Raw genomic sequence first — 13,318 nt, 5'->3', positions numbered from 1 at the left:
GCTCCCCCAATTTCTGAACTCGCTCCCAAGACGAAAGCAATCCAGTCGTCGAGTGTAGTCGAAAGGTGAGTCGCTCAGTTGGGTACGAGTGGTGAGACGGAAACGAGTACGCAGTCTCATTCGGCGGCGGTCTGTGAGTTTATATAAATACGAGTGAAGAAACACAAATTATAAATGTTAGTAGTTGACACCCATACTTCATGGTAAAGAGTGACAGTGGACCGGACAGTGTGAATCGTCGAGCATATCTGCGAGCACTAGCGGCGTCAGGTGCCGCAGTCGGGCTTGCTGGATGTACAGGAAGCAGTGACAGCGGGGGGCAAGGAAACGGCGACAGTTCTTCCGACTCGGGTGGAAGTTCTGACGGCGGGGACAGCGGAGATTCCGACAGCGGAAGCAGTGACAGCACCGGAAGTGGCTGGAACGAAGAACTCGAAGTCCTGCACGGCTGGGCCGGCGGAGACGGTGAGGTGGCGATCAACGCCCTCATCGAGGCGTTCAACGAAAAGTACCCCGAGATGGAGAGTAACTTCCAGGCTGTGGGTGCGAGCGCGAACGTCAATCTGAACGCGACGATTCTTCGACGACTCGCCAATAATAACCCGATGAGTTCGTTCGCTAACTGGCCCGGAAAGAACCTCAAACGGTACGAGGGCGCGTTGATGGACCTCGAAGCGGACGTGTGGGACGACGGTGGGTTGAAAGACGTCATGCAGCAGCGAGCAATGGAACTGTGTAAGTTCAACGGCAAGATGCCGGCGGTTCCACTCGGGTCTCACCGGATGAACAACCTCTTTTTCAACATCTCGGCGTTCGAGGAAGCAGGTGTCGACCCGGAGAGTCTCGACAGCGTCGACGCCCTCATCGATGCGCTCGATAAGGTAGACAAGAACACCGACATCACGCCGATGGCGCAGGCGATGGTCGCTCCGTGGACCAACCTTCAGCTCTGGGCACAGATTCTCACGAGCCAGAGTGGCGTCGACGCGTACATGGACTTTATCGAGGGGAACCCTGATAGAGCCGCCGTCGTGGAAGCACTCGAATCGTTGAAGACGATCAACGAGAACTACATCACGCAAGACGCCTCGTCGATTAGTTTCACCACGGCCGGACAGAAGGTCATCAGCGGAAAAGCTGCAACCATTCATCAGGGTAACTGGGTCTACGGGATGTTCCGCGCAGACGACAGCTTCAATTACAAAGAGCAGTGGGACTGGATTCCGTTCCCTGGAACCGAAGGCATCTACTTCTACCACGTCGACGCCATCGTCGCTCCGGCTAACAACCCGAGCAAAGAAGAGACGATCGCGTGGCAGAAGTTCGTCGGAAGCAAGGAAGCACAAATCGCATTCAACAACCCAAAGGGGTCGGTTCCACTTCGGACCGATATCGACCCGAGCGAGTTGACCGACTTCCTCGGGATGACCTACAAAGACCTCACTGAATCAGAGGCGTACCCGCCAACAATCGCCCACGGTCTTGCGGTTACACCAAAGAAGCTGGGTGCCTGTAAGACTGCATTCGGTGACAACTTCATGGGGCCGTTCAAGGTCGAAGCGACTGCAGACGCCCTCATCGAAGCCGTCTCGGAGTAAGAACCCACCCGAACTCCACGTTTACGATATAGAATCATAAATGGGTAAATCAATGGCTACACACGATAATACGGACGCTGTTTCTGAATCGGCAGACGAGCGTGTCGATTTGGAGACGAAGCTCCGATACTTCCTCAACAGCGACTTCATTCGCTCTGCACCGTACTGGGGAATCCCGTTCGTCCTCATGAGCATCGCCGTCTACGGCGGAATCGGATTCAACTTCGCCATCTCGTTCACAGATTACGAAGGGTTGGGGTCACCGAACTACTCTTCGCTCGACTTCGAGATGTACACGTCGGCGCTTTCGAGCGATGCGTTCATCTCGGCAGCACAGAACAACCTCGTGTTGCTCGTGGTGTTCACGACAGTTTGTCTGATACTCGGCTTGTTCCTTGCCGTTCTCCTCGACCACGGCATCAGGTTCTCTGAGAAGTTCCAGACGGTCTATCTCCTGCCGATGAGTCTTTCGTTCGTCGTCACAGCACAACTGTGGCTCTGGATGTTTAACGTCGAAAGCGGTATCCTCAACCTCATCGTGACGACATTCGGGTTCAACCCGGTCGATTGGCTCGGTGATCCATCCATCGCGTTGGGGGCGGTGATATTCGCACTCATCTGGCAGTTCAGCGGGTATACGATGGTCGTCTACCTCGCGGGGCTGCAGTCGATACCAGATGACCAGTTCGAGGCGGCGCGAGTCGACGGCGCGAGCACCGTGCGGACGTACCTCCGCATCATCGTTCCACAACTGAAGGAAGCGTCCGTCAGTGCGGCCGTCGTGTTGATGGTGTTCGCGTTGAAGGCGTTCACCTTCCTCTACGCTCTCGTTGGTCGCTACCGCCCCCCGAACGGAACCGACATCCTGGCGACGCTCATGGTTCGACGAGCGTTCAAATACGGTGAGTGGGCGTACTCCGCGGCCATCGCGACGATGCTTCTCATCATGGCGCTGGGAGTCATCGGCCCGTATCTCTACTACCAGTACAAACAAGGGAGCCTGTAATCATGTCACAGCAGTCATCAACGAACACGTTCGACGTGAGATCGCTCGTCGAGGACGTGAACCTCCGTCGTGTCGTACAGTATGCTCTGGTCGTCTTCTTCCTCGGGTTCTTCCTCGTCCCGTTGGAGACAGGAATCATGACCGCGTTCAAGACGAACGAGTCTATCGCTCGGTCACTTCCCTTCGCCCCGCCAGTCGGCCAAGGATTTACCCTCGGGAACCTCCAATTCGCACTGGAGAAGCTTTCGGGGTCGTTCTTCAACTCACTCCTCATGGCGGTTCCAGCGACGATTGGAAGCGTTCTCTTCGGGAGCATGGCCGCCTATGGCCTCACGATGGTCAAATGGCGTGCACAGATGGGCATGCTGATGCTCTTCGTGGTTGGCATCTTCGTCCCTTACCAGGCAGTTTTGGTCCCGCTCGCGCGGTTCTGGAATAACATCTTCCCAATCGCGCGGATGTTAGAGCCTATTGTGGCCTCGCTTCCGCTCTTACAGGGGTACCACGCAGAACTCATTCCGCTCGTTATCACACACATCGCGTACGGGATTCCAATCTGTACGATCCTCTTTCGGTCCTACTATCAGAGTCTGCCCAACTCGCTGGTCGAAGCCGGGAAGATCGATGGTGCGAGTATCACGAAGATTTATCGACGTATCATCCTCCCCATCTCGAAGCCGATGTTCGGCGTGGTGTTCATCTACCAATTCACGCAGATTTACAACGAGTTCCTCTTCGCGTTCACCCTCGTCACCGGATCCGACGCGCCGGCCGCACCGGTCACGCTCGTACTGCCCGCTATCGGCGCGTCGACCTCGGGCATCGACTTCGGTATCAGAATGTCTGCGGCGTTCCTCGCCGCGGTTCCGACGCTCATACTGTACGTCGCGTTCGCAGAACAGTTCGCCAAGGGACTACGCACTGAGAGTGCCTAACTGGAAGTAATCATGGGACGAATTCAACTCGATAAGATGACGAAACGGTTCGGAGACACGGTCGCAGTAGACGAAATCTCACTCGACATCGAGGACGAAGAGTTCCTCGTGCTCGTTGGCCCCTCGGGGTGCGGAAAGTCGACGACTCTCCGGTGTCTCGCCGGCCTTGAGACGCCGTCTGATGGCGACATCTACATCGGCGGCGACCACATGAACTTCCGCGTCCCGCAGAACCGGGACATCGCGATGGTCTTCCAGGATTACGCACTCTATCCCCACATGACCGTCCACGAGAACATGCGGTTCGGTCTCGAAGAAGAAGAAGGATACACGGCTGCGGAGCGTGACGAACGGGTCAAAGATGTGGCTGAGACGCTCGGAATCGCGGACTTACTCGACCGAAAGCCTGGCGAACTCTCCGGCGGGCAGCAACAACGCGTCGCTCTCGGTCGTGCAATCGTTCGCGACCCGGAAGTGTTCCTCATGGACGAGCCCCTCAGCAACCTCGACGCGAAGTTGCGTGCAGAGATGCGAACCGAACTCCAGGACCTCCAAAACCAGCTGAAGGTGACGACGGTCTACGTCACCCACAATCAGACAGAGGCGATGACCATGGCCGACAGGATTGCGGTCATGGATGGCGGCGAGCTCCAACAGGTTGCCACCCCATTCGAGTGCTATCATGAACCGAACAACATGTTCGTCGCAGGGTTCATCGGCGAACCAATGATAAATCTCATCCATGGAACGCGGTCTGCGTCTACGTTCGTCGGTGATTACTTTTCGTACCCACTCGACGGCGCTGTCCTTGACGCCATCGGTGACCGCGAAGACATCGTGCTCGGTGTTCGTCCAGAAAACGTCGAACTCACCGAGACCACCGAGGACGAACCTCACCTCGACGAACACGAGTTCGTCATGGATGTTTCGGTCGTCGAACCCCACGGCGACCAAAACGTCGTTCACCTCTCACACCCCACCCGGAGTGACGGTGAAGACGTTCTCCAGGCGATAACCGAAGGCATGCACCTCGTCACTCAAGGCGACCGGGTCAAGGTAACCATCCACCCGGACACGATTCACGTGTTCGATGCCAGGTCCGGAGAGGCAATCCACAACCGCTCTCACGAACAGACAACCGATTTCACCCAACACGAACAGTAGTCATGGCACGATTAACACTCGACGACGTTACGAAAGTCTTCACCGACGACTCTGGAAGCGACATCGTCGCTGCCGAGGATATCTCTCTCGAAATCGATGACGGAGAGTTCCTCGTGCTCGTCGGCCCATCCGGGTGTGGAAAGTCAACCACGCTTCGAATGATTGCCGGCCTCGAGACAGTCACCGACGGAGATATTCGACTCGACGACCAGCTCCTCAACGACGTCTCGGCACAAGAACGGGATATCGCGATGGTGTTTCAGTCCTACGCGCTCTATCCGCACAAGAGCGTCCGTGGAAACATGTCCTTCGGCCTCGAAGAGTCGACAGACCTCCCCGATGACGAGATAAACGAGCGAATCGAGCAGACGACGGAAATGTTGGGGATTCGCGAGCTTCTCGACAGGAAACCGGGGCAACTTTCGGGTGGGCAACAGCAACGTGTGGCACTTGGCCGCGCAATCGTTCGCGACCCAGAGGTGTTCTTGATGGACGAACCCCTGAGCAACCTCGACGCGAAATTACGCGCTCAGATGCGGACCGAACTGCAGCGTCTCCAAGAGGACCTCGGAGTCACCACAATCTACGTCACCCACGACCAGACAGAAGCGATGACGATGGGTGACAAGATAGCCGTTCTCGACGATGGTGAACTCCAACAGATTGGCACACCACTCGAATGCTACCACCGCCCGAACAACCTGTTTGTCGCAGGGTTCATCGGCGAACCCTCGATGAACTTTTTCCAGGGGTCGATCGAGAACGATGTCTTACGGGGGGACAACTTCAACTACCATCTGTCGGAATCGACCCGTGAGTACGTCGATGGACTCGAGTCGCTAACACTCGGCATTCGACCAGAGGACATCGAAGTAGGTCTCGACCAAATGGGCGACCACTGCTTCGAGGCTGAGGTTGTCGTCGTCGAACCGCAGGGCAACGAGAACACTGTCCACTTGCAATTTGTCGATGGTGACGGAAGTGCCCAATTCACTGCGACAACCACCGGCCAAACGACCGTTTCAGCAGGTGACCGAACGGTGGTCAAATTCCCAGAAGAGGCCACCCATCTCTTCGACGGCCAAAGCGGAGACGCATTGAAGCACCGGGAGATCCCCTCGAACCGTTCCCTGAACTCGTTCGTGTAGGATACCCGCACCAGTTTCGAACCCATTCAGCGCTCGTCACGGACCGTCCACTGAGAAACAACCTCTGCTTTCTCACATCTCTCATATTAGGGCACTCACCGGGTTTCTGGTCAGCCGTCTCCTGACACCTCCTTGCCGTGAGTTGTGATTTGAAACCGTGTGAACAGAATGACGACTGTGACACCAACCATCGCAGGGAGTGTGAGCTGAATCCCCGTCGAAATACCATACGCGGAAGAAAGCGCCCCGACGGCGACTGGAAGGGTAGAGAGCCCCAGGTAGTTTCCCGCGACTGCAACAGCGTTCACTGGGCCACTTCGTTCTGGAAGTGCATCGACACCGAATGCTGAGAGTGTTGGATAGAAACCAGAGACGAGGAGACCGAGTCCCAACACAGCGATAACTAGTTCGGTAGTCGATGTAGAGACAAACGCGACGTAGAGAATCGGAAGAGACCCGACTGAAAGGGCGGCAACGAGTGTAAGTGACCGAACGCGTGAAGTGAGTCGGCTGTACACCAATCGGCCTGGGATGTACATAATGAGAAAGCCCGAAAGCAAGAGATTGGCCGTCGATTGAGGCACGAACTGTGTTGCGTAGAAGGGTAGCCAGGTAAAGATGATTCCTTCTATCCCGCCGGTCAACACCAATGCACAAACCATTCCTGCAATCGATGGTGTCCGGAGAACTGAGGCCAATCCAGTAAGCGTAAGTCGTTTTTCAGACCACGTCTCGGTCGGAAATTCGAGTGTCCAGATAAAATATGCTGTCGGGAGAAAGACAACGACCAGTATCAGGTACGTTAGCCTCCACTCACCGAATCTGAGAACTGTGTTGACGACGAGCGGCCCTGCTGCTGCTCCGAGGGCCCACGTGGCAGCATACAAGTTGAAGATACGTGCCCGCTGGGAGGGATAGAGGTGACCAAGAAGTGGTCGATCAAGTGCACGAAATACACCGAATGCGGCCCCTTGGATGAAGAATCCACCGAGTAACATGGGGTATGAAACTGACGTTCCCAAGAGGAGGAGACTCGCGATGCCGACACCAGTTCCGATAGCAAGGAACTTTCGAGCATCAAGTCGCCCAGACAACATACCAACTGTCAGCACAGTAGCCACGAGTCCAACCGTACCTGCAGGGGCGACCAATCCGAGGAGGCTCTCCGACACAGAAAACGACTGCCCGAACGCGGGCAAGAGGGGACCGCGTGTCTGTACTACGATCCCGTCTCCAAGAACGAACAAGAAAATCGCTAGCGTCCACTTTTGGCGGCGGTTCATTATACAAAATTCGAAGGTGGTGTCGTATAAACCAAACCATAAGTGGTCGTTGACTCGACTGTGCCGTTACTACCCGAAATATTGTATCGCTACATCTCCACCCAAAGGGGGAGCAAGTCGGCTTCGTTCTTCAGGAGTGTCATCGACTCACGAGCAGCCCGTGTTGTGAGTTCGGTTGCCTACTGTTGTGAGTTCGGTTGCCTACTGGGTGCCGAACGATTCCTCCACGGCATCATTCAGCGAACGGAGAGAACAAATACACTTGGGACAAGTGCGGTTCTGACGAGTTATCACTGAGCCATCTGCTGACGAAAGTGGCTCGATGTCGACTCCCTACCAAGTACGTGAGCTCACGTATGTCCAATCTTGTCCACAGAACGTTCGCGGGACGAGTTTGCACCTTTCAGAGAACGGTCGGTCGAGATTGGTCTCACTCGGTTACAACGTAACCTCTAGTCTCGTATCTCCTGCAGACCGGGCAATTTCGACCGTGAACGGGCCTTCGAGGTCGGTCCACCCCTCCGAGTCGTCGTACTGAGCGAAGGCTAAATCTTCAAGGTCGATGTCGACCGTCACTATTTCTCCCGCCTGGACATCTACAGGCACAAACCCTGCAAGTTCACGAACGGGACGGTCTTCACCAACGCTCTCTGAGGAGACGTAGGCCTGAACAACTTCGCGGCCTTCTCGGTCAGCGGTGTTCTCGATAGTGACGCGCACCTGCCGTTCGTCGACAGCCTCTACAGAGTGATACGAAAACTCAGCGTAGGATAATCCATGGCCAAACGGATAGGTTGGTTCGACGTCGGACACGTCAAAGTGCTTGTATCCAACGAACAAATCCTCCGTGTAATGAACTTCGCCACCTGCACCGGGGAACGTTTCCTCGGTCGACGTCGGATAGTCACGCTCGTTCGCGAACGTGACTGGAAGGCGTCCGCTGGCGTCCACGTCACCGAACAAGACTGCAGCGAGCGCGTCACCGTCAGACTGTCCCGGATACCACGATTCGAGCACTGCAGCGACCTCAGAACGCCACGGGAGCTCGACAGGTCCACTCGACTGCACTACGACCACCGTGTTCTCGTTGACTGCTGCGACTTCTTCGACGAGTTGGTCCTGCCGTCCAGGTAGTCTGAGATTCTCGCGGTCTCTCGCCTCGGTTGCAGCATCCTGAACGACGACAACCGCGACTTCTGCTGTCGCTGCGGCCTCTACCGCGTCTTCGAGGCGTGGGTCTGGGCGCTGGTCAGTGTCGTCCTCGTCACGACCGAAGAACGAGACCTGTTCGACTTTTGGAAGTCCGCGTTCGACGAGGACGTCTCCGTTCGCCCGGTCTTCGATCCCTTCGGCAGTGGAAACCTCGTAGAGAGCGTCCATCTCGGAGGAGCCGCCACCGGTGGTTATCTCTCGAACTCCCGGCCCAACCACTGCGATATCGACGCCGTCCGCCAGTGGGAGAACGCCGTCGTTCTCTAATAGTACCGTTCCTCGGGCTGCAATCGACTCGGATACTGACCGATGGTCGTTCTCCGTAGAATTGCCTTCGCCACGGTCACCTTCGAAGAGACCGATTCGGTCCATCTGCCGGAGGATTCTCGTCACCATGTCGTCCACTCGTTCCTCGGGAACCTCCCCAGTTCGAACCGCTTCGGCGAGCGGTTCGGCGAACCACTTTGTATTCGACATATCCGGCATCCCGGCAGACATATCCTCAGTTTCATCAAAGACAGTCCCTTCTTCATCGACGTCGAGTTCGAGCCCAAAGACCTCCCACATCTCCTCACGTGTGATTCCGGGCATCTCGAGGTCCAATCCTCCGTTTGCGGAACCAACTGTACTCACGGTACCGAACCAATCCGAAACGACGTACCCATCGAATCCCCACTCGCTTTTCAACACGTCCGTTACGAGCGACCGGTTTTCGCTCATGAACGAGCCGTTTACGCTGTTGTATGCGGTCATCACCGACCCCGCTCCTGCGTCGACCGCCGCCTTGAATCCTGGGAGGTAACACTCCCGAAGGGCACGTTCACTGACATCGACATCGACCGAAGCCCGGTTTGTCTCTTGATTGTTGGCGACGTAGTGCTTGGGAGTTGCAATAACGTCCTCCGACTGGATACCTGTAACCATCGAATGGGCGAACGCCGCCGTCAGAACGGGGTCTTCTGAATAGTACTCGAAATTTCGTCCACAATGGGGAACCCGAATGAGGTTCACGCCCGGGCCGAGCAACGCGTCTTGTTTACGTGCTTTCGCCTCACGGCCCATAGCGACACCTTGTTTTCGTCCGAGATTGGGGTCGAACGTCGCAGCGAGGGCGATTGATGCAGGGAAGAGAGTTGCAGGATGTCCACGGGCTCGGACACCCAGTGGCCCATCAGCGAGTCGGAGCTCTGGGATTCCGAGTCGTTCAACCCCAGAGAGATAACCAGTGGCCAATCCTTCCGGGTCCGCTTCCCCGTGAACGAGTTGAATCTTCTCTTCGAGAGTCAACTCTTCGATGAGTTGTTCTATTTCTTCAGGTACTAACGACATGTATACTCGGTAGCTCTGTTTCGAGCGCGAAAATAATTGATGTTGAGGCTGTCATTTCTGGTAGCTCTTCACCACTGTGGCTGTCACCCGGAACCAAACACGAGTGCAGGTTCCATATTCCATTCGTCCGAGAGTATTAGTACGATTACGCATAGACGTAATGCATGGTTTCACCTGCACTCATCCTTCCACCAAAGCCTGATGAACGCTGGAAGCTTTCGACACAGATGGGCGTCAAAAAGGCCGTCATTCACCCGCTAGAGATCGGAGACGGTCGCACACACTGGACCTACGACGAACTACAAGGACTCGACAATTGGCTCACAAACGCCGGACTTGAATTCGCCGTCCTCGAAGGGTCGGTTCCAATTTCAGATCGAATTCGACTGGGGAGGCCGGGCCGCGACGAGGACATCGAGGTCTTCAAACGATTCCTCCGGGACTGTGGTGAAGTGGGAATTCCGGTCGTCTGTTACGACTGGATGGCCGGTGTTCGGTGGGCACGAACTGCCGTCCACGTCGAGTCCCGGGGTGGTTCGTACGTCACCGAGTTCGATCTTGCGAAAGTAGGAAGCGACCCACAATCCGAATTTGCCGATGTGACACACGAAGACGTCTGGGAGGCGCTCGAATATTTCCTCAATGAAGTGATACCCGTGGCAGAGGAGGCCGGTGTGAAACTCGGTCTCCACCCGGATGACCCACCCAGACGGTCGCTCGGAGGAATGCCTCGCATCGTCAACAGCGTCGATGCCTACGATCGTGTGCTCGAGGTTACCGATAGCAAATACAACGGAATAACGTTCTGTCAGGGAAACTTCGCAGCGATGGGCGTGGACATCCCCGAAACGATAGAGCACTTTGGTGATCGGATTACCTTCATCCACTTCCGCGACATCGATGGAGATGCAGATCAGTTCGTCGAAAGTTGGCACGACGAAGGCCCGACAGACATGCTAGCTGCGATGCGGGCCTACGAGAAGTACGTCCAAGACGATGTTCCGATGCGGCCTGACCACGTACCAACGATGGCTGGAGAGGACAATTCGAATCCAGGCTATCACACGAACGGACGCTTGTTCGCGATCGGCTATATGCGTGGTCTTCGAGAGCAGGTACACGCAGACAACTACTGATACGAGAGCGTTTCAGTGCGCGTTGGACAACAGACGAAATATTTTCGAAGAGGAAGAGTAAGAAGAGGAAGCTTGTGGTACCACACACCCCTCGTCCAGAGTGAAAACGCAGTGAAAGGGTGGGGGGCTATCCACATGAAATGGGGGTTTACGAGAAGGGAACACAGACGAAACCACGGAGAGAGTCGAGAAGATCGGGATAGACGACGGAATAAGAAGTACACTAACGATGAGTCATTCACGAGGATCAGACGAATACCTATTCGTCCTTTCACTGAGTAGAATAGACTTAATGGGCTATTCGAATTACTGAAATATAAATCTTATAGATATTATCAATATATCCGACAGGATGGAGATGCTGATCGATTTCACGGAAGCGCTTTAGCAGTATACCTGCGTCTCCTCCAGTGACTCGGCCGCTTTACAATAGTCCCGTCGTCCAATTCTCGTCTAATCCCCCAACGCTTCTCGTTCTGTTTCACTCTTGACGAGGGGTGGGTGGGTCTTCCTCAATCATGACTTCTTTGTGATGATACCTGCGATACCTCTAATCCTCGACATCCCCAATATCGGTGCGGGATACAGGTCAACAGCCGTGTTTTGCGCTTATCAGTTCAACTGAAAACAGGGACTATTGCCCTGTTCCTCTGTCCGACCGAACAGCGAGTCTCGCGACTATTTTCACTCTGGACGAGGGGTGTCTGCCGTGCGTCAGACGTCTTTCGTTGTCTACTCGATGTCTGATTGTCTGGACCCCTTCTCGGGTTTCACTCTTGATGAGGGGTGTACCGTTCGAGACCATTGGAAGAATAGGTGCGATTCACTCGAGACGAGGGGTGACGAAATATTGGCTTCTGTCTGTTTTACACTCTTGGTGAGGGGTGTCTCTTCGTCCAAACCACTTCTACGTGAGGGACGTCTTTCACTCTGGATTGCCTCATTTCTTTTTCAGACTAACATTGGGTACACTATACAGTATATTCCAGTCATAGGCTGATTTACACTCTTGTCGAGGTAGGCAAATTATTAAGTAGCCGGGTTGCGCGGTATCTTGTATCGATGGCTGAGGACTCGTCGCAACTCTCTGACTTCAACGACCGGTATGAAGACCCGGCTGAGGACCCCCTGTTCAATATCGATGGAGATGATCCCAACCGAGTCAACATTTTCACTCGCAAGGAACTCCTGAAGGTCGGACACGTCCCGGAAAGTGCCCGAATCGTCGGTCGTGATGAGGAAATCAAGGACATCGCTGCTGAACTCAGGCCGATCGTTCAAGATGACCCGCCGAACAACGTCATGATCTACGGCAAGACAGGGACGGGCAAGTCGCTGGTTGCTCGTCATGTCACTGAACGTGCCCGCCGAGCTGCAGAATCTAATGGGATCACTGTCGGGACTGTCTACGTCGACTGTGCGCAACACAATACCCAGACTCGCGTTGCCCGAACAGTGACACGGGAACTCAACAAGACCGATAAGACTGACTTCGACGTTCCGCGCGCGGGAATTGGCAGTGGGGAATATTACGACTATCTCTGGGAGATTCTGAATCTCGCCTACGATGCTGTTATCATCATTCTCGACGAGGTCGACCGTCTTGACGACGACGATATTCTGATGCAACTCTCACGAGCCCGTGAATCTGGGAAAGCCGACTGTCACTTGGGCGTTATCGCAGTGAGTAACAAAATCGAGTACCGCGATCAGTTGAACGAGCGTGTCAAATCAAGTCTTCGTGAAGAAGAGTTCGTCTTCCAACCCTACGACGCGAATCAACTTCGAGGGATAATGAAGCACCGCCGCGACGCGTTCCACGACGACGTTCTCTCTGATGACGTCATTCCGCTAACTGCGGCACTCGCCGCACAGGAACATGGCGACGCGAGAAAGGCAATCGAGATTCTCCGACACGCGGGCGAGCTCGCTGAACGAGAGAACGCCGCCCAGGTCATTGCAGAACACGTTCGCGATGCCCAAGAGTGGGCAGAAGTCGACCGATTCGAGGAGTTACTCCGGGGGTCGACGACCCAGGTCAAGTTTATTCTCTACTCACTTGCACTGCTGACTGAAGAGAGCTCAAACGAGGATGAGTTCTCGACAAGCCGTATCTACAAACGCTACCAGAACACAGTTGAGACGGTCGATGCCAAGGTTCTAAGCGAACACCGCGTCTATGAACTGTTGAAGGAGCAGGCGTTCCTCGGCGTCGTGGAATCGACACGGACGGGTGGTGGACGGGGAGAAGGAAGCTACTTGGAGCATCGACTGGTTCAGGATACTGGTATTGTGCTGAAATCCGTGCTCCGAGATAGCCGGCTAGAAGATCTCGCGTAGTCTCCGTTCTTCTCCGACTTCGCACCCCTGGTCACGAGTGTAAGTTCTGACTCGTCTACTCGGAGAACTCACGCCCTATGTACAACGTGAAAATATACACTACTCCTCCGCGAGCCCCTTCATGAACAGTCTTCTCTTCCTCAACCTTCCTCAATACGAACCCTGCG

9 protein-coding genes are annotated in these 13,318 nt (G+C 55.0%); 7 read left to right on the top strand and 2 right to left on the bottom strand.

The window, feature by feature from the left end:
* Positions 1–230: 230 nt before the first annotated feature.
* The 5 genes from ACK3SC_RS18700 to ACK3SC_RS18680 are packed head-to-tail and all read left to right on the top strand — an operon-like array spanning position 231 to position 5,851.
* On the top strand, positions 231–1,598 hold the full coding sequence (locus ACK3SC_RS18700) for an ABC transporter substrate-binding protein (protein ID WP_416841828.1): 1,368 nt from the start codon (positions 231–233) through the stop codon (positions 1,596–1,598).
* A gap of 52 nt (positions 1,599–1,650) precedes the next feature.
* A complete protein-coding gene (locus ACK3SC_RS18695; protein WP_416841768.1) occupies positions 1,651–2,604 on the top strand; it encodes a carbohydrate ABC transporter permease in 954 nt (317 codons plus the stop codon).
* Between the two features lie 2 nt (positions 2,605–2,606).
* A complete protein-coding gene (locus ACK3SC_RS18690; protein WP_416841767.1) occupies positions 2,607–3,539 on the top strand; it encodes a carbohydrate ABC transporter permease in 933 nt (310 codons plus the stop codon).
* Between the two features lie 12 nt (positions 3,540–3,551).
* Positions 3,552–4,703 carry an ABC transporter ATP-binding protein gene (locus ACK3SC_RS18685; RefSeq protein WP_416841766.1) on the top strand — a complete coding sequence of 384 codons (1,152 nt, stop codon included), beginning with the start codon at positions 3,552–3,554 and terminating at the stop codon, positions 4,701–4,703.
* A 2-nt stretch (positions 4,704–4,705) separates the two neighbouring features.
* Entirely contained in the window at positions 4,706–5,851 is a 1,146-nt protein-coding gene (locus tag ACK3SC_RS18680) for an ABC transporter ATP-binding protein (protein WP_416841765.1), read from the top strand.
* Positions 5,852–5,961: 110 nt separating this feature from the next.
* On the opposite strand, the gene ACK3SC_RS18675 is transcribed toward ACK3SC_RS18680, so the two are convergent.
* Both ACK3SC_RS18675 and ACK3SC_RS18670 read right to left on the bottom strand, forming a co-directional pair.
* The gene (locus tag ACK3SC_RS18675) at positions 5,962–7,134 is read right to left on the bottom strand and encodes an MFS transporter (RefSeq protein ID WP_416841764.1); all 1,173 of its coding nucleotides are present in this window, start codon (positions 7,132–7,134) and stop codon (positions 5,962–5,964) included.
* A gap of 438 nt (positions 7,135–7,572) precedes the next feature.
* A complete protein-coding gene (locus tag ACK3SC_RS18670; RefSeq protein WP_416841763.1) occupies positions 7,573–9,675 on the bottom strand; it encodes a beta-glucosidase family protein in 2,103 nt (700 codons plus the stop codon).
* 164 nt (positions 9,676–9,839) lie between these two features.
* Between ACK3SC_RS18670 and ACK3SC_RS18665 the strand changes: the two genes are divergently transcribed.
* Positions 9,840–10,811, top strand: coding sequence for a mannonate dehydratase (locus ACK3SC_RS18665; protein WP_416841762.1), 972 nt, complete (start codon positions 9,840–9,842; stop codon positions 10,809–10,811).
* Positions 10,812–11,873: 1,062 nt separating this feature from the next.
* On the top strand, positions 11,874–13,151 hold the full coding sequence (locus tag ACK3SC_RS18660; RefSeq protein ID WP_416841761.1) for a Cdc6/Cdc18 family protein: 1,278 nt from the start codon (positions 11,874–11,876) through the stop codon (positions 13,149–13,151).
* Positions 13,152–13,318 lie beyond the last annotated feature (167 nt).

The sequence above is a fragment of the Haloferax sp. DFSO52 genome (assembly GCF_048158745.1).
In the GTDB taxonomy this organism is placed as follows: domain Archaea; phylum Halobacteriota; class Halobacteria; order Halobacteriales; family Haloferacaceae; genus Haloferax.
The sequence above is the reverse complement of the archived record's forward strand: the minus strand, read 5'-3'. Positions and strand labels throughout refer to the sequence as shown.